This window comes from Nocardioides astragali, assembly GCF_024436375.1.
In the GTDB taxonomy this organism is placed as follows: Bacteria; Actinomycetota; Actinomycetes; order Propionibacteriales; family Nocardioidaceae; genus Nocardioides; species Nocardioides astragali.
Genome location: NZ_JAFMZM010000008.1, coordinates 91,427 through 107,297 on the forward strand (window position 1 = coordinate 91,427; position 15,871 = coordinate 107,297).

The following is a 15,871-nucleotide window of genomic DNA, read 5'->3' on the forward strand; positions in this document are numbered from 1 at the left end:
GGCTGCGCTGCGGCACGATGGGCAGCATGAGCGCTGCGAAGACCGATCCCGGCAACTTCTTCGAGGACTTCGCCGTCGGGCAGGTCATCGAGCACGCCACCCCGCGCACCGTCACCGAGGGCGACCGGGCGCTCTACGGCGCCATCTACCCCACGCGGTTCGCGCTGCCGTCCTCGGCCGAGTTCGCCTCCTCCATCGGGCTTCCCGCGCACCCGGTCGAGGAGCTGATCGGCTTCCACATCGCCTTCGGCAAGACCGTGCCGGACGTCTCGCTCAACGCGGTCGCCAACCTGGGCTACGCCGAGTGCCGCTTCCACGTCCCCGTCGTGCCAGGAGACACCCTGCGGACCCGCTCGGAGGTCATCGGCCTCAAGGAGAACTCCAACGGGAGGGCAGGCGTCGTCTGGGTGCGGTCCACCGCGACCAACCAGCGCGGCGAGGTCGCCATCGACTGGGCGCGCTGGGTGATGGTGCACAAGCGCGACGCCGGCGCTCCCGCCCCGGAGACCGTCGTACCGTCCCTGGCGCAGAGCGTGGCGGCCGAGGACCTGGTGGTGCCGCCCGGCCTCGACTTCAGCTCGTACGACGTCGCTGCTGCAGGCTCGCCCCACCGGTTCGGAGACTACGAGGTGGGAGAGCGGATCGACCACGTCGACGGCGTCACCCTCACCGACGCCGAGCACATGATGGCGACCCGGTTGTGGCAGAACACCGCCAAGGTGCACTTCAACACCGAGGCGCGGCCCGACGGCAACCGGCTCGTCTACGGCGGCCATGTGATCTCGCTGGCGCGCGCCCTCTCCTTCAACGGGCTGGCCAACGCCCAGCTGGTCGCGGCGATCAATGCGGGCGCCCACGTGGCGCCTGCGTTCGCCGGGGACACGCTGTACGCGTGGTCGGAGGTGCTCGACAAGGCCGAGGTGGACGCCCCGGGTGTCGGCGCGCTCAGGCTGCGGCTGGTGGCGACGAAGGGTCGCGACGAGACCATGACCCTGCGCACCGACGACGGGACGTACGCCGACGGGGTGCTGCTCGACCTGGACTACTGGGCGTTCGTCCCGCGCTGAGACTCCTGGGCGGTGCGTGAGGGGGATTCCTGATCGCAGGAATCCCCTTGGCTCACCGCCTCCCGGTGAGTCGGCGTACGACCCTCGCGAGGGCGGTGCGTGAGGGGGGTTCTGCGGCCGAGGAATCCCCCTCGGGCACCGTTCCGGAAGCCGTCGGCGTGTCCGGCTGCTCCGCCCGTGCCAGCAGCTCGGCGGCGATGAAGGACACGGCCACCTCCAGCACCTCGGCGTCCGGCACGGCGTCGGGGTCGAGGCCGTCGCCCGGCTCGGGGTCGGGTCGCAGGTCGTCGAGGTCGCCGACGACGTGCCACGGGGCCGCGGCGAGCTCGTCGACCATCCGGTTGCCTCGCTCGACCAGCCAGCCGTGCATGTCGGGAGCCAGTGAGATCCGGGGGGCGATCCGCGGGGCGGTGCGCGCGGGGGAAGCCGCGCCGAGCCGCGGCTCCATGAAGCCCTTGACCCGGCGCGACAGCGCGACGTCGAGGTGGGCGTTGGGGAAGTGCGCGTTCACGCCGCGCAGGAAGGCGATCTCGGCGGGCGCGAGCGTCTCGTTGGCCACCGGTGTGTCGAGCGACAGCCCCGTGTCGTCGATGCCGAGCAGCTCGCAGGTCCGGTGCCACAGCAGGTCGGGATCGGCGCCCGGGCGCGGCAGCACCACGACATGGACTCGCTCGGGGAGCACGGTGGAGGCCCACCGCTCGAGGATCCGTGGCACGTCCTGGTGGTGCCAGAAGTTGAAGGCCGGGTCGTCCTTGGCGGCGCGGGTGAAGAACTTCCGCAGCGTCGTCGACGACCCGTGCTTGACCCGCTGCTGCCACGCGCTCGGCACCTGGCGCACCAGGTCCCGGGCCGTCACCACCACGTGCACCTCGTCCGCGACCGCCTGCAGCCGGGCGAGCGCGGCATCGGCGTCCTCGCGCGAGGTCTCGACGAGCTGCTCCTGGCTGATCAGCGCGTCACCCTCCCACGCGCCGACCTCCTCGACCAGCCGGTCCCAGGCGCCCAGCTGGCGTTCGGTCATCGTCGCCAGCACCCCGGCGTTGTCGCGGACCACCGCGGACGCCTGGAACTGGACGTCCGCCGAGCCGCCGGGCAGCAGCAGCCCCTGCTCGGCCAGGTCGGCGGCGTTGTGCCACCACAGGCTCTGGAGGTAGGTCGTGCCGGACTTGGGGGTGCCGATGTGCACGAAGACGCGTCGGGCCATCAGCGGTACCGCTCGATCATCCGGGCCACCACGGTCGTCGCCGCGGCGAGCAGCTCGGCGTCGGTCGTCTGGTCGGGTGTGCGGCCCGAACGCGGTCCGGCGGGCAGCAGGTCGTCGAGGTCGCCCACGACGTCGTACGCCCCCTCGCGGAGCGTGGCCACCATCTGCTCGGACCGCTCGCGCACCCAGCCCGCGTGCTTGGCCGGAAGCACGAAGGACTCCCGCGGCGCGCTACCGGCAAGGAGGTCGCGCGCGAACGCGCCCTTGGTCAGGCGGGTCAGCGCCACCGAGCGTCGCTGGCGCGGGACGACCGCGTTGACCCGCCGCAGCAGCTCGGCCTCGACGATGCCGAGCGAGTCGTTGGGCAGCCGCGGCTCGGTGTCCAGGCCGTCGACGTCGACGCCGAGCACCGCGGCGGTGCGCAGCCACAGCTCGTCGCGCGGCGCGCCGGCGGGAGGTACGACGACGAGGTGGACGCGCTCCGGCGGCAGGCCGACCGCCCACCGCGCGAGGATCCCCGGGACGTCCTGGTAGCGCCAGAACTTCTGGTCGTCGCGGCCGCGGCGCACGGTCGCGAGGAACTTGCCGTAGGGCTGGCGGGCGCCCTGCTTGACCCGCTGCTGCCAGGCCGAGGGCAGCACCCGGCCCAGGTCGCGGACGGTCACGACGAGGTGGACCTCGTCGGCCGCGGACGTGAGGTCGGCCAGTGCCGCGGCGGCCGCCCCCGCGGAGGAGTCGGAGAAGTGCTCGTGGCTGATCAGCGCGTCGCCCGACCACGCGCGGGTCTCGTCGACGAGCCGCTGCCAGACCCGGCGCTCACCGGGACCGAGCTCGTCGAGGATCACGTCCATGCCCTTGACCAGGGCCGCGGCGTGGAAGTGGTCACGCAGGGCGGTGCCCGGCAGCAGCAGGCCGCGCTCGCGCAGGGCGCCGCGGTGATGCCACCAGAGGTCCTGGAGGTAGGTCGTGCCGGACTTGGCGGTCCCGCAGTGGAGGAACACGCGGCGGGCCATGGGGTGATCCTATGAGGCGGCGCGGGCGGGCAGACTCCTCCCCGTGGCCTGGGATCGCGACTTCTTCTACGACACCTATCCGCGCGTGGAGGCCGCCTTCGCCGCGCGCCTCGACGAGTCGCTGTCGCCGCGGGCACCGTCGGTGCTCCTGCAGGTCGTGCGCGAGCTCGACCTGCCGCCCGACAGCCGGGTCGTCGACGTGGGCTGCGGCGAGGGGGCCCACGCGTTCCGCCTCGCGACCCACTTCGGCTTCCGCGTGCTCGGCATCGACCCCGTGCAGCGCCACCTCGACCTCGCCCGGGCGGAGAGGCGTGAGGTGGTGCCTGACATCGCATCGCGCGTCTCCTTCGAGCGTGGCTCGGCGGGCCGGATCCCCGCTCCGGATTCCTCGATCGACCTCGTCTGGTGCCGCGACGTGATGGTCCACGTCGCCGACCCCGCGGACGCCCTCGACGAGTTCGCCCGGGTGCTGCGCGCCGGTGGCTACGTCGTGGGCTACCAGACGGTGGCCACCGACCGGCTCGCCGCCGACGAGGCGGACTGGCTCTTCGACGTGATGGGCGTCGTGCCGGACTCCGCCGACCCGGACGTGCTCGACGCGGCCATCGCGGGCTCCGGCCTCGAGGTCGTCGACACCATCGACCTCAGCAGCGAGTGGGGGGAGTGGTCGCAGGAGCAGGACGGACACGCCGCTCGTGCCCTGCTGCACCTGGCCCGGCTCCTGCGTGATCCCGAGCGCTACCGTGCCGAGTTCGGCCAGGCGGCGTACGACGTGATGCTGGGCGACTGCCGTTGGCACGTCTACCGGATGATGGGCAAGCTCGCCGGCCGGATCGACGTGCTCCAGCAGCCCCGCCGCTCCTGATCGTGGCCTGAGCCCCTTAACCGCTCGACCGGGCTTGACGGGTTTGGCAAGGTTGCGGTGCAAGCAGGACCCGGCCCCGCCAGGGGTCACGCGAACCGAGGAGGAGCCCATGGCTGATCAGGACCCCAACGCCGACCTCAAGGCGAAGATGCGGGAGGCCCTCGATCGCAAGAAGGGCAACCACCACCCCGACGACAGTGCCGGCTCCAAGGAGAAGGCCCACGGCTCGGAGGTCAACGACAAGAACGTCGCCAAGCCGATGCACCGCCGCAAGGCCGGCGGCGGCGGGGTCTAGGACGCCGCGGGTCAGGCGCCGGCGGACCCCATCCGAGGATTGTCGTCCGCCGGCGCGAAGGCCCGTGCCAGCCAGAACAGGGCCACGACCAGCACGAGCGGCACCGCGAAGCCGATGCGCAGCGACCCGGCGCCCACGGCTCCGGTCATGACCGCGCCGAGGAGTGCGCCGGCGTAGTTGAACTGGTTGAACCTGGCCACCACCGCGTCGACGCGCGCCTGCCGGGTCGCCGGGTCGGCGTCCCTCCCGGCGAGGGCGGCGGCCGCTGAGAAGCTCAGCGGCGCCACCACCGCGACCCCGCAGCCGAGCAGCGTGAAGCCGAGGACCGCCACCGGCCACGAGGGAGCCGCCACGATGACCGCCAGGGACACGAAGGCGATCGCCGCTCCGAGGCGCAGCAGTCGGACCGCGCCGAGCTGCTCGGTGAGCCGGTCGCCGGCCAGCCGCACGAGACCGCTGGACACCAGGTAGGGCAGCGTCGCCAGGGCGACCAGCCGCTCCGGGGCGTCGAAGACGTCGTCGAGGTAGACCGGCCCCCAGGTGGCTGCAGCAGTGTCCACCGAGTAGAAGACCACCAGCGCCAGCCCCACCACCACGATCGCGCGCCACGGGACGTCGGTCTCGGCGACCGTCGCGGCGACCCCGTGGTCGCGGGGGAGGTAGGGAGCCGCGGCCGCGAGGACGGGGAGCACCGCCACCAGCGCGATCGCGGACCAGGGGACGTCGGTCGTCGCCAGCGTGAGGACGGCGCCGACCACCCCGCCGAGGGTCCAGGCGCCGTGGCACGACGGCAGGATGACGCGGCCCAGCCGGTGCTCGAGCGCCACCGCCTGCATGTTGCCGGTCGCGTCGACCAGCCCGAGCCCCAGTCCGTACGCCGCCAGGCCGAGCACGAACACCACGGTCGTCGGAGCGAGGACCAGCACCGCCACCGAGACCGCGATCACCAGCAGCCCGGCGCGCAGCACGACTGCGCTGTCCAGGCGCGGGGCGAGCCGCTCGGCGACGAGCGAGCCGGCGCCGGCGAGCAGCACCATCATCAGCAGCACCCCGGAGAGCGCGAGCTCGCCGAGGTCCCACCGGTCCTGGATGCGCGGCAGGCGGGTGGTCAGGCTGATGAAGACCAGTCCCTGCGTGGCGAACGCGGCTGCGATGGCCAGCCGTGCCCGGCCCAGGTCCACGGCCGCCGTCGCGGCGGAGGGTGCGGCAGTCATGGCGAGCATCGTGGCAGGCCGCGCGCCCGCGCGTGACAGACTTGCGGCATGTCTGATGCTCCGGGTCCCGAGCTCTGGGTCGTGCGCCACGGCGAGACCGAGTGGAGCCGCGACGGCAAGCACACCTCCACCACCGACCTGCCCCTCACCGACGTGGGGGAGGAGGCCGCGACCTCGCTGGCCCCGCGCCTGGCCGACGTGGAGTTCGACCTCGTCCTGACCAGCCCGCGCCGGCGCGCGCGTCGTACGGCCGAGCTCGCGGGGTTCGCCGACGCCCAGGTCGACGACGACCTCGTCGAGTGGGCCTATGGCGACTACGAGGGGATCACCACGGCGGAGATCCGCGAGACGGCGCCAGGCTGGACGGTCTGGACCCACCCCTCGCCCGGTGGGGAGAGCGCCGGCGACGTCTCCGCGCGGCAGGACCGCGTGGTGAAGCGGGTCCGCGACCACCGGCGCACCCTGGTCTTCGGCCACGGCCACTCGCTGCGCGTGCTCACCGCCCGGTGGCTGGAGCAGCCCGCCGACGAGGGGCGGTTCTTCCGCCTCGACACGTCCACGGTCTCGGTGCTCGGGTTCGAACGGGAGACGCCGGTCCTCCTGAGGTGGAACAGCTGACGTGCGGATCGACCTCCACACGCATTCCTCGGCCAGCGACGGCACCGACACCCCGGCAGACCTCGTCCGCGAGGCGAAGGCCGCCGGACTCGACGTCGTGGCCCTGACCGACCACGACGCCACCTCCGGCTGGGCCGAGGCCGCAGCTGCCGCCGACGAGGTCGGCATCACGCTGGTGCCGGGCCTGGAGATCAGCACGAAGTTCCGCCACCGTGGCGTGCACCTGCTGGCCTACCTCCCCGATCCGACGCACCCGCCGCTGGTCGCGGCGCTGGACCGGATCCTTGCGGGGCGCACCGAGCGGACCCCGGCGATCGTGGACGCCCTGCGGCGCCACGGCATCGAGATCACCGAGGACGACGTACGCCGGGAGGCGGGGGGGTCCGTGGCCGCCGGCCGGCCGCACGTGGCTGACGCGCTCGTACGGCTCGGGGTCTCGGCCGACCGCACCGAGGCCTTCGCCGACCTGCTCAACCCGGGCCGCCCGGGCTACGCCAACCGCTACGCCGCCCCGCTCGAGGAGGTGATCCCGATCGTCACGGCGGCCGGCGGCGTCGCCGTGATCGCCCACCCGTGGGGGAGGAGCGGCGGCTCGGTGCTCGACGAGGAGGCACTGGCCGGCCTGCGCGACCTCGGGCTCGCCGGGCTCGAGGTCGACCACCAGGACCACGACCCCGCCGCCCGCGCCACCCTGCGCGGCATCGCGCGCGACCTCGACCTGCTGGTCACAGGCAGCAGCGACCACCACGGCCTCGGCAAGGTCGACCACGACCTCGGGGTCAACACGACCGACCCGGAGCAGTACGAGCGCCTGCTGGCCCTGGCGGGTTCGCCCGCTGCGTGAGGAGGTCGCGCCGGCCTCGGTCTCGTGGTTGAGGAGGTCGCGCGGCGCAGTTTGTTGGTTGAGGAGGTCGCGCAGCGACCGTCACGAAACCCCTCTCCTGGCTCCGTCGTCCTGTTCGAGAACACTTCTCCACAGGAGCATTGGCGCAGGTCAGAGTGTCGGTGGGCTCTGGGAGGATGGACGCATGTCCACCACCACCACCCCGGCTCCCAGCGCACTCGCCGTGCTGGACCGTGCTCGGGCGGCGATGACCGCCCGGCGGCGGGCGGAGGTCGAGGTGCTGGAGGCCGCGCTGGCGTGGGCGCACGCCCACGTCCCGGCCGGTGAGGACGACGCCGCGGGCTGGAGGTCGGACATCATCCACATGCCGGGGTCGGCGGCGGCGTTGTTCGGGGAGCGGGCCACCCCGATCGCGGGGGAGGGGACGCCGGCGGTGGCGGAGTTCGCGGTGATGGAGCTCGCCGCGGTCCTCGACATCTCGCACGAGGCGACCCTGTCCTTGGTGGGTGACGTGCTGGACCTGGCCCACCGTCTCCCACGCACCTGGGCGTTGGTCAAGGGGCTGCGGGTCCCGGTCCACCTGGGGCGGGAGGCTGCCCGGCAGTCCCGTGACCTGGACGTGGTGGCGGCAGCGCATGCGGACCGGCTGCTGTCGTGGCGGCCTCGTCGGCTGAACCCGCACCGGGTGGGGGTGCTGGTCCACGAGGCGCGGTTGTACGCCGACCCGGACCGGGCCATCGCGGACCACGATCAGGCGTTGGCGTCGCGTCGGGTGGAGGTGCACCACGAGGAAGGTGCGCCCGGTTCGTCGGAGGTGTTCATGACCCTCGACACCGCGGATGCGGCCGCGTTCGACTCCACGGTGTCCACGATGGCCGCGACCATGCGCGCGCTGGGTCATCCCGGGGACCTCGGTGTCCGGCGGGCGCATGCGGTGGGGGTGCTGGCGGACCCGCAGCAGGCCCTCGACCTGCTGGCCGCCGCCGACCTCGCCGACCCCGACCGACCCCTCGACCCGGACCACGACCCCGCGGTCTGTGTCGCCGAGGACGCCGCCTACGCCACCCCCACCCCGTTCCGCGGCTGGTCTGGTGGCTGCGGGCGGGACGGCGGCACGGCTGGTGGTGAGGCGGTGGTCGTGTTCCACGTCACCGACCGCGACCTCCTCGACACCGACACCGACCCCGACGGGAGCGGGTTGCTGCGTCGCGACGGGGTCGCCCGCTCACCCAAGCTCGGCCCCGTCCTGACGGCCCGACTGCACTCGTGGCTGCTGACCGCGGGCACGGTGACCATCAAGCCCGTCCTCGACATCCATGCGATGCCCGCGGTGGACCAGCACGACCCGCCGGCGCGGATGGCCGAGGCCGTCCGGCTCCGCGACGAGACCTGTGTCTACCCCCGCTGCGGCCGCGGGGCGGAGGTCTGCGACCTCGACCACGTCGACGAATACATCCCGATGGACCAGGGCGGACCACCCGGCCAGACGCATCCCGACAACCTCGCGCCGCTGTGCCGTCGGCACCACCGCGCGAAGACCTTCGGCCGGTTCGCCTACCGACGCCTCGCTGATGGGTCGTACGAGTGGACCCTGCCCACCGGCACCCAGGTCACCACCGACCCCCACACCGCTCGCCCCGCACCACCACCCAAGCGTCGACGAACCTGACCGCCCCACAGCCCCACACCACCCGGTGATCGGGCCACAGGCACGTCCCGTCCCCCGCCGTACGGGTGGCGGCACATCCGGGATGTCGGGACTGCGTACTGTGGTCGGCGGCCATCCCGGCAGGTAAGAGGGAGAGACGGGTTCCACCGGAGGGTGGAAGAAGTGCTGGGAAGTAGACCCCGCCTCCCCGCCGACTACCGAAAGCATGCTCATCGCGGCAGATGCGGACGTCCGATGACCAGCAACGGAATGAGCCCTTCAGCCGGTTACGGACAGTAGAGCGCACGCTTCATCGACGGCATTCGCTGTGCATAGGAGGTAGTCGCCGGGGGCGGCGGTGTCTGGGATGACCACACGGTCGGGCCCGGGGCCGCCAACTCCGACGTCTTCCCAGCCGCGGTCTTCGCTGTCCTCAACCCTCCACCATGTCGGCGCGTGGTCTCCGGACCTTCCCCAGTCGGAGGTCAGGTAGTAGGCCGGGTTCCATTGGCCCGCGGTCCATTGGGAAAGGGAGAACGCGATTCCGCGTTGGCTATCCGCTGGGAATCTCAGGGTGACCTCTCTACCAGGCCCCGCCGATGCAGGCGTGACGGTCATCGTGCCCTCAAGATCAGGGTCCAAACTTGCGGCTTCGGTCGCGAGTCCGCTTCCCCTAGGCGCTGCGGTGTCAGCGCATCCCCCGAGCAGGAGAACAACGGCGAGTAGAGCCCATGGAACAGGTCGCATGCCACTGAGACGACGCCACGCGGCGGGACGCTCCATCCGCTGACCTTGGAGTTGCAGAGTTCCCTCGGTCCGCTCGTCGGCAGTTTCGCGCACCTGTCAGCGTCGACACGGGCGTTCTGCGTCGCTGCGACCGGGCCCTAGCGGTGGGGACCTAGATAGCGAAGGGCTGCGCGCAGGTTGTCCTTCGCCGCATCTTCAGCGTCGAGTCGAAGCCAGTCATGCTCCGGGCGCAGGAGTTGGGTTTGCCACGTCGCAAGTGTCTCTTCGGCGGTTGCGAACTCCCAGTCAGTTCCGGGGACCGGTGATGTTGCCGACTCCAGCTGCGAGGGCCTAGGGGACCGTCCGTCGAGGCGATGCAGCACGGTCCCCCAGTCGTGGACCCAGAGTTCGATGAATGCATAACGCACGCCGTGGACGTTAGCCATCTGTCGACCGGAATCGAGCAGTTCCTGATATCTACAGGGCGAGTCCAGGAGCACGCTTCGACCTTGTTCGAGCAGGTCCTGAGCGAGTGCCAATACAGCGGCATACGTCACGGGTCCTGCGGCCGCGACTGGTACGCCAGAGCCGACAATCGAACTCTTCAGGACGTCGGTATCCAAGACCACGATGCCCGTGGCCCCCGCCACAGATCTCGCGAGAGTGGATTTGCCTGAGCCGGGCACCCCAGAGAGTTGAACGAGCACCGATTGAACCTATCCGCACGTCGGCATGAGCGGACCCATGGGTCGCGGGAGACCCGGATGGTCATGCCTCCGGGTGCTCCTCAGGACGGCGCCTCGCGTCCCGATGGCGGAGCCGTCGACGCAACTGGCTGCGAAACCGTCGCTGAGCGGTCTCGATGGCGACGAACTGGGGGTCGTTGGCGTCTTCGAAGTAGCCGTTCTCGGCCTCGTCCCTGGCGCCGTCTTCGTCGACGATGCGAGCGAGGGCCTCGCGGTCGGCAGGGCCGTTTGGAAGACGTTGGGCCGACGGCTCCTTCGGCGAGGTCATCCCACCAGTGTGCCGCAGCCCCTCCGCACGTCGGCTGCTCCGTGCCCGTCGCGGCTGATCCGGACGGCTCGACATCACCACCCCACCACCGCGCTCCGTGCAGCACACTCGTCCCATGGCCGAGCTCGGGTACGACAGCGACTTCCTCGACACCACCCTCGCGCCGCCTGGGCCGGGGCAGGAGCCCGGTGGGGGAGCGGGGGAGGGTGCCCTGCTCGACTACCAGCACTTCACCGTGCAGATGCACCCCACCCGTCGGCTTGCCTGGTGGGTGGCGTGGAACATCGACGGGCTCCGACTGTTCCCCAGTGACTCCATCAGCCGGTCGGGCGAGGACTTCCGGGCAGACCCGCGCATCCCGGCGACGGCCCAGACGCTGAACGACGCCTACGCCGGCAACCGCCTCGACCGCGGCCACGTCGCCCGTCGTTCCGACCTGCTCTGGGGAACCCTCGACGAGGCCCGGGCGGCGAACTCCGACTCGTTCTTCTTCACCAACATCACCCCGCAGATGGACGACTTCAACCAGTCCGGCCGGGGCGGCGCCTGGGGACTGCTCGAGAACGCCGTCCTCGCCCAGGAGGGCCTCGAGGACCGGCGGCTCACCCTGTTCGCCGGGCCCGTGCTCCGCGACGACGACCCGGCCTACCGCGACATCGTCCAGGTCCCGCGCGAGCACTGGAAGGTCGTCGTCTACCGGATGGACGGACAGCTCAGGTCCAGGAGCTTCGTCCTGTCCCAGGACCTCGACCTGCGCGTCTGGGACCAGCGAGCGTTCCTGGACGACTTCGACACCTACCTCGTCCCGCTCGACCTCCTCGAGGAGCGCACCGGCCTCACGTTCACCAGCCTGCGTGCCGGCGTGCCGGCCACCGAGCTGAGGCAACCGGCCGGGCCGGTCCTCGTGGCCGAGGCCGAGCAGGTGGCCTGGTAGCAGCCGTACGTCAGCGGCGCCCGACCGACTGAGCGAGGCGGAGCGCGCGGTTGGGGATGGCCTTGCTCAGCGCAATGATCGTCTTGTACTGCGCACCGGGGATCGAGAAGGCGCGGCCCTTCTCGAAGTCCTCGAGCGACTTGCGCACCAGGAAGTCGGCGTCGAGCCACATGAAGCCGTCGCCGCGCTTGACCTGCATCCGCTCGTGGAACTCGGTCTTGGTGAAGCCCGGGCACAGCGCCATGACCTTCACGCCGCGGGACTTGTACTCCAGGTGCGCCCACTCGCTGAAGCTGTTCACCCACGCCTTGGCAGCCGAGTAGCTGCCACGGGGGAGGAAGGCGGCCACGCTCGAGACGTTGATGATGCCGCCGTGGCCGCGCTCGGCCATGGCGCCGAGGGCTGAGTGGCTGAGCCGAAGCACGGCCGTGACCAGCACCTCGAGCATCGCCGTCTCCTCGTCGGCGGCGTTGTCGAGGAACCGCTTCTTGAGGCCGAAGCCGGCGTTGTTGACGAGCAGGTCGACCGGACGCTCGCGATCGGCCAGACGGGCCTCGACCCGCGCCAGGTCGTCACGGTCGACCAGGTCGGCGACCAGCACCTCGACCTCGACCTGGTGGGCACGGCGCAGCTCCTCGGCCACCTGGTCCAGCCGTGCGCCGTCGCGGGCGACCAGGACGAGGTCGTCGCCGCGGGCGGCGAGCTGGCGGGCGTACTCGTGGCCGATGCCGGCGGTCGCGCCGGTGATCAATGACACGCTCATGCGCGTACTCGCTTCGCTCCGTGCGCGCACGAGGCACGTGTCGCACTGTGTTGGATGATTCGCTCGCTGTGCTCGCTCATGCCGCACAGCATTTCAGGACGGCCGGTCGACCCGCGACCCCGTCCGGCACAATGGGCGGCGATGAGCACCCAGACCCCGGTCACGCTGGCCGTCGCCAACCAGAAGGGTGGCGTCGCCAAGACCACCTCCGTCGCCTCGATCGGGGCCGCACTGGCCGAGCTGGGCCACCGCGTCCTGCTGGTCGACCTCGACCCTCAGGCCTGCCTGACCTTCTCCCTCGGCATCGACCCCGAGGACCTCGAGCTCTCCGTGCACCACGTCCTGACCAAGGGTGTCGACCCGGCCGAGACCATCATCGAGACCGAGGACGGCGTCGACGTGCTGCCCGCGACGATCGAGCTGGCCCGCGCCGAGGCCGACCTGCTGACCCGCACCGGACGCGAGCACGTGATCAAGGGTGCCCTCGAGCAGCTCGCCGACGACCTCGGGGACGAGGCGTACGACTGGGTGCTGCTCGACTGCCCGCCCTCCCTCGGCGTGCTGACGGTCGCCGCGCTGACCGCGGCCGACGGAGTGCTGATCCCGCTGCAGTGCGAGACGCTCTCGCACCGCGGCGTGGGGCAGCTGCTCGACACCGTCCACGACGTACGCCGCTTCACCAACCGCGGCCTGGAGGTCTGGGGCGTGCTCCCGACCCTCTACGACGGCCGCACCAACCACGCCCGTACGGTGCTGGAGACCATCAGCGACACCTACGACCTCGAGGTCGTCGAGCCGCCGATCCCCAAGACGATCAAGTTCGCCGAAGCGCCTGCTGCGGGCCGGTCGATCCTCTCGACCAGCCGCAGCAGCAAGGGCGCGCAGGCCTACCGCGAGGTCGCCGAGAACCTCGTGAAGCGGGCAGCCCGCCCGAAGACGAAGGCTGCGAAGAAGCTCTCGGCGCGGAGGCGCTGAGCCTCAGGCCTGGGTCGAGCCGCCCGTGACGGGCGAGCCGCCGCGGGTGCGGCTGCGGCTGCGGCTGCGACGACGCGGGGCGTCACCTGAGCTCTTCTCGCGCGCGGCGCCGTCGCGTGAGGCCCCATCGCGTGAGGAGTTGTCGCGACCGCCGTCACGTGAGCCACGCTCACGCGGCGCGCGGTCGGTGCGCTCCTTCCTCTCGACCGGGGCGGGGTCCTTGATCCGGCCCTTGGTGCCGCTCGGGATGCCCTGGTCGTGGAAGAGGTGCTCGGAGGTGGAGTAGGTCTCCGGCGGGTCGGGGAAGGGGAGGTCGAGCGCCTTGTTGATCATCTTCCAGCGCGCGAGGTCGGCCCAGTCGACCAGCGTGATCGCCGTGCCGGTGGCACCGGCGCGGCCGGTGCGGCCGATGCGGTGGATGTAGGTCTTGTCGTCCTCGGGGCAGGTGTAGTTGACGACGTGGGACACCCCGCGAACGTCGATGCCGCGGGCCGCGACGTCGGTGCACACGAGCACCTTGAGCTTGTCCTCGCGGAACTTGGCCAGCGCCTTCTCGCGGGCGATCTGGGCCATGTCGCCGTGCAGCGGAGCGGCGCCGAAACCGCGCTCGGCAAGGTCGTCGGCGATCCGCTGGGCCTGGCGCTTGGTGCGCGTGAAGACGATCATCTTGTCCGCGTCGTCGGCCTGCAGGACGCGGCCGATGATCTCCGGCTTGTCGAGGTCGTGGGCGAGGTAGATGAACTGCGCGGTCGCGGGCACGGTCGCGTTCTCGTAGGACGACTCGGCGCGGATGTTCATCGGGTGGCGCATGTGGGTGCGGGCCAGGGCCACGATGGCTGCCGGCATGGTCGCGGAGAACAGCATCGTCTGCCGGGTCTCCGGCGTCATCGAGATGAGCTTGTTGACGTCGGGCAGGAAGCCGAGGTCGAGCATCTCGTCGGCCTCGTCGAGGACGAGCGCGTGGACGTGGGAGAGGTCGAGCGCCCGGCGGTTGGCCAGGTCGATGAGCCGACCCGGCGTCCCGACGACGATGTCGACGCCGGACTCGAGGGCCTCGAGCTGGGTGTCGTAGCCCACGCCGCCGTAGACGGTGAGGACCCGCAGGCCCACGTCCTTGCTGGCGAGGTGGAGGTCGTTGGAGACCTGGAGCGCGAGCTCACGGGTCGGGGCGACGATCAGCGCCTGCGGCTTGCCCTGGGGCATGTCGACGTACGCCGGGTCGCTGGGCGCCACGCTGCGCTGCAGCACGGGGATGCCGAAGGCGAGGGTCTTGCCCGTGCCCGTGCGGGCCTGGCCGATGAGGTCGGTGCCGAGCAGGGCGACCGAGAGGGTCATCTCCTGGATGGCGAAGGGGGTGGTGATGCCGGCGCGCTCGAGCGCGTCACAGATCTGGGACTGAACGCCCAGCTCACGGAAGGTGGTGGTCACGAGGAGTGTCGCTTTCGAAAAGGAGTCGGATGTCCCACGCGTATGCGGTCAGCCACTCATGAAAGCCTTGCCAACCGCGCACATACAGGCGGCCACCGGTCAGATCGCCAGCGGCTCGGTCACACCGATCCTATCGCTAGGCTTCGAGCATGACTGAATCGCCCGACGAGGACTACCGCCGTGCCGCCGTCGACCTGCTCGGAGCGATCGCCTACGGAGAGCTGTCCGCCTTCGAGCGACTTGTCGAGGACGCCAAGATGGCGCCGGGGATCGAGGACAAGATCGCGATCGGCGCGATGGCCACCGCGGAGTTCGGCCACCTGCAGAAGCTCGTCGAACGACTGTCGGAGCTGGGCGCCGACCCGGCCGAGGCGATGCAGGTCTTCCGCCCGAGCTTCGACAGCTTCCACGCCTACACCGCGCCGTCGGACTACTACGAGGGTCTGATCAAGGCCTACGTCGGCGACGGCCTCGCCGCCGACTTCTACCGCGAGATCGCCGCCTACCTCGACCCCGAGACCCGTGAGGTGATCATCAGCTCGCTGGAGGACTCCGGGCAGACGGCCTTCATCGTCGATCGGGTCAAGGCCGGGATCGCGGAGGACCACCGGCTCGGGGGGCGGCTCGCCCTGTGGGGCCGGCGGCTGATGGGCGAGGCCCTCACCCAGGCACAGCGGGTCGCCGGCGACCGCGAGTCGCTGACCGCGCTGCTCGCCGGGGGAGTGGACCGGCCCGGGCTCGACCTCGCCGCTCTGGGCCGGATGTTCACCCGGCTCACCGAGCGGCACGCCGCCCGGATGGCGGAGCTCGGCCTCGAGGCCTGACATGGACGAGGCCCCGCATCCGGCTGGATGCGGGGCCTCGTTCGTTGGTGCGTGCGGGTGGTGCTCAGACCCTGTGGCCGGTGTTGCGGCCGGTCACCGTGGAGGCGATCACGACGAGGACGGCCGAGGTGAGGATCGCCACGACCCAGCGGGTCCAGTCGATGCCACCAGAACCGTCGCCGCCGAAGAGCGAGTAGATCCAGTAGCCCAGCAGGACGCCACCGATCCCGCAGAGGATCGTGAGCCAGATGGGGATGTTGTCCTTGTCGCCCGGTGCGACGAGCTTGCCGAGCAGACCGATGATCGTGCCCGCTATGAGGAGGACGATGATGTCTACGACCATGATGGGTCACCCTTTCCTTGCCACGTCGTCGTGGACCTTGCGCCGGCATCGTGTGCCGACCCCTCCATGATCGCCGCCTGCTGCGGCCTGAGCAAT

General features: G+C 71.2%; 17 protein-coding genes. 9 read left to right on the forward strand and 8 right to left on the reverse strand.

All coding sequences use genetic code 11. The features are described from left to right. Positions 1–26 precede the first annotated feature (26 nt). Positions 27–1,067 (forward strand): MaoC family dehydratase, encoded by a 1,041-nt coding sequence (locus J3P44_RS23850; RefSeq protein ID WP_255893011.1) that lies wholly within the window; start codon positions 27–29, stop codon positions 1,065–1,067. Positions 1,068–1,119: 52 nt separating this feature from the next. On the opposite strand, the gene J3P44_RS23855 is transcribed toward J3P44_RS23850, so the two are convergent. Further along, a complete protein-coding gene (locus J3P44_RS23855) occupies positions 1,120–2,271 on the reverse strand; it encodes a hypothetical protein (protein ID WP_255893012.1) in 1,152 nt (383 codons plus the stop codon). After that, the gene (locus tag J3P44_RS23860; RefSeq protein ID WP_255893013.1) at positions 2,271–3,284 is read right to left on the reverse strand and encodes a hypothetical protein; all 1,014 of its coding nucleotides are present in this window, start codon (positions 3,282–3,284) and stop codon (positions 2,271–2,273) included. Before J3P44_RS23860 ends, J3P44_RS23855 begins: the two co-directional genes overlap by 1 nt. A gap of 43 nt (positions 3,285–3,327) precedes the next feature. On the opposite strand from J3P44_RS23860, the gene J3P44_RS23865 reads away from it, so the two are divergent. Together J3P44_RS23865 and J3P44_RS23870 are read left to right on the forward strand one after the other, a co-directional pair. After that, positions 3,328–4,149, forward strand: coding sequence for a class I SAM-dependent methyltransferase (locus J3P44_RS23865; protein ID WP_255893014.1), 822 nt, complete (start codon positions 3,328–3,330; stop codon positions 4,147–4,149). A 109-nt stretch (positions 4,150–4,258) separates the two neighbouring features. Next, positions 4,259–4,444 carry a DUF5302 domain-containing protein gene (locus tag J3P44_RS23870; protein WP_255893015.1) on the forward strand — a complete coding sequence of 62 codons (186 nt, stop codon included), beginning with the start codon at positions 4,259–4,261 and terminating at the stop codon, positions 4,442–4,444. An 11-nt stretch (positions 4,445–4,455) separates the two neighbouring features. On the opposite strand, the gene J3P44_RS23875 is transcribed toward J3P44_RS23870, so the two are convergent. Continuing rightward, the gene (locus J3P44_RS23875) at positions 4,456–5,658 is read right to left on the reverse strand and encodes an MFS transporter (RefSeq protein ID WP_255893016.1); all 1,203 of its coding nucleotides are present in this window, start codon (positions 5,656–5,658) and stop codon (positions 4,456–4,458) included. A gap of 48 nt (positions 5,659–5,706) precedes the next feature. Here J3P44_RS23875 and J3P44_RS23880 point away from each other — a divergent pair, with 48 nt between their 5' ends. The 3 genes from J3P44_RS23880 to J3P44_RS23890 all read left to right on the forward strand — a co-directional run bounded on the left by J3P44_RS23880 (position 5,707) and on the right by J3P44_RS23890 (position 8,789). Next, positions 5,707–6,276: a histidine phosphatase family protein gene (locus J3P44_RS23880; RefSeq protein WP_255893017.1), complete on the forward strand. Its 570-nt coding sequence runs from the start codon at positions 5,707–5,709 to the stop codon at positions 6,274–6,276. 1 nt (position 6,277) lies between these two features. After that, positions 6,278–7,120 carry a PHP domain-containing protein gene (locus J3P44_RS23885; protein ID WP_255893018.1) on the forward strand — a complete coding sequence of 281 codons (843 nt, stop codon included), beginning with the start codon at positions 6,278–6,280 and terminating at the stop codon, positions 7,118–7,120. Between the two features lie 184 nt (positions 7,121–7,304). Continuing rightward, entirely contained in the window at positions 7,305–8,789 is a 1,485-nt protein-coding gene (locus tag J3P44_RS23890; RefSeq protein WP_255893019.1) for an HNH endonuclease signature motif containing protein, read from the forward strand. Positions 8,790–9,652: 863 nt separating this feature from the next. On the opposite strand, the gene J3P44_RS25855 is transcribed toward J3P44_RS23890, so the two are convergent. Beyond that, a complete protein-coding gene (locus J3P44_RS25855) occupies positions 9,653–10,201 on the reverse strand; it encodes a P-loop nucleotide/nucleoside kinase family protein (protein WP_372496700.1) in 549 nt (182 codons plus the stop codon). Between the two features lie 61 nt (positions 10,202–10,262). Continuing rightward, on the reverse strand, positions 10,263–10,508 hold the full coding sequence (locus J3P44_RS23895; RefSeq protein WP_255893020.1) for a hypothetical protein: 246 nt from the start codon (positions 10,506–10,508) through the stop codon (positions 10,263–10,265). Positions 10,509–10,623: 115 nt separating this feature from the next. Between J3P44_RS23895 and J3P44_RS23900 the strand changes: the two genes are divergently transcribed. Continuing rightward, complete coding sequence (locus tag J3P44_RS23900) at positions 10,624–11,442, forward strand: DNA/RNA non-specific endonuclease (RefSeq protein WP_255893021.1); 819 nt, start codon at positions 10,624–10,626, stop codon at positions 11,440–11,442. A 10-nt stretch (positions 11,443–11,452) separates the two neighbouring features. Here J3P44_RS23900 and J3P44_RS23905 read toward each other — a convergent pair whose 3' ends face one another. After that, a complete protein-coding gene (locus J3P44_RS23905; protein ID WP_255893022.1) occupies positions 11,453–12,205 on the reverse strand; it encodes an SDR family NAD(P)-dependent oxidoreductase in 753 nt (250 codons plus the stop codon). A 141-nt stretch (positions 12,206–12,346) separates the two neighbouring features. Between J3P44_RS23905 and J3P44_RS23910 the strand changes: the two genes are divergently transcribed. Further along, the gene (locus J3P44_RS23910; protein ID WP_255893023.1) at positions 12,347–13,180 is read left to right on the forward strand and encodes a ParA family protein; all 834 of its coding nucleotides are present in this window, start codon (positions 12,347–12,349) and stop codon (positions 13,178–13,180) included. A gap of 3 nt (positions 13,181–13,183) precedes the next feature. Here J3P44_RS23910 and J3P44_RS23915 read toward each other — a convergent pair whose 3' ends face one another. Further along, positions 13,184–14,608 carry a DEAD/DEAH box helicase gene (locus tag J3P44_RS23915; protein WP_255893024.1) on the reverse strand — a complete coding sequence of 475 codons (1,425 nt, stop codon included), beginning with the start codon at positions 14,606–14,608 and terminating at the stop codon, positions 13,184–13,186. Positions 14,609–14,757: 149 nt separating this feature from the next. Between J3P44_RS23915 and J3P44_RS23920 the strand changes: the two genes are divergently transcribed. Next, entirely contained in the window at positions 14,758–15,432 is a 675-nt protein-coding gene (locus tag J3P44_RS23920) for a ferritin-like fold-containing protein (protein WP_255893025.1), read from the forward strand. A gap of 64 nt (positions 15,433–15,496) precedes the next feature. On the opposite strand, the gene J3P44_RS23925 is transcribed toward J3P44_RS23920, so the two are convergent. Beyond that, positions 15,497–15,775: a GlsB/YeaQ/YmgE family stress response membrane protein gene (locus J3P44_RS23925; protein ID WP_255893026.1), complete on the reverse strand. Its 279-nt coding sequence runs from the start codon at positions 15,773–15,775 to the stop codon at positions 15,497–15,499. Positions 15,776–15,871: the final 96 nt, after the last annotated feature.

What these genes read in the sequence shown, in the direction of transcription:
- J3P44_RS23850 (WP_255893011.1), top strand. Translation starts at nt 27, where the DNA reads ATGAGCGCTGCGAAGACCGATCCCGGCAACTTCTTCGAGGACTTCGCC.
- J3P44_RS23855 (WP_255893012.1), bottom strand. Translation starts at nt 2,271, where the DNA reads ATGGCCCGACGCGTCTTCGTGCACATCGGCACCCCCAAGTCCGGCACG.
- J3P44_RS23860 (WP_255893013.1), bottom strand. Translation starts at nt 3,284, where the DNA reads ATGGCCCGCCGCGTGTTCCTCCACTGCGGGACCGCCAAGTCCGGCACG.
- J3P44_RS23870 (WP_255893015.1), top strand. Translation starts at nt 4,259, where the DNA reads ATGGCTGATCAGGACCCCAACGCCGACCTCAAGGCGAAGATGCGGGAG.
- J3P44_RS23875 (WP_255893016.1), bottom strand. Translation starts at nt 5,658, where the DNA reads ATGACTGCCGCACCCTCCGCCGCGACGGCGGCCGTGGACCTGGGCCGG.
- J3P44_RS23880 (WP_255893017.1), top strand. Translation starts at nt 5,707, where the DNA reads ATGTCTGATGCTCCGGGTCCCGAGCTCTGGGTCGTGCGCCACGGCGAG.
- J3P44_RS23890 (WP_255893019.1), top strand. Translation starts at nt 7,305, where the DNA reads ATGTCCACCACCACCACCCCGGCTCCCAGCGCACTCGCCGTGCTGGAC.
- J3P44_RS23895 (WP_255893020.1), bottom strand. Translation starts at nt 10,508, where the DNA reads ATGACCTCGCCGAAGGAGCCGTCGGCCCAACGTCTTCCAAACGGCCCT.
- J3P44_RS23900 (WP_255893021.1), top strand. Translation starts at nt 10,624, where the DNA reads ATGGCCGAGCTCGGGTACGACAGCGACTTCCTCGACACCACCCTCGCG.
- J3P44_RS23905 (WP_255893022.1), bottom strand. Translation starts at nt 12,205, where the DNA reads ATGAGCGTGTCATTGATCACCGGCGCGACCGCCGGCATCGGCCACGAG.
- J3P44_RS23910 (WP_255893023.1), top strand. Translation starts at nt 12,347, where the DNA reads ATGAGCACCCAGACCCCGGTCACGCTGGCCGTCGCCAACCAGAAGGGT.
- J3P44_RS23920 (WP_255893025.1), top strand. Translation starts at nt 14,758, where the DNA reads ATGACTGAATCGCCCGACGAGGACTACCGCCGTGCCGCCGTCGACCTG.
- J3P44_RS23925 (WP_255893026.1), bottom strand. Translation starts at nt 15,775, where the DNA reads ATGGTCGTAGACATCATCGTCCTCCTCATAGCGGGCACGATCATCGGT.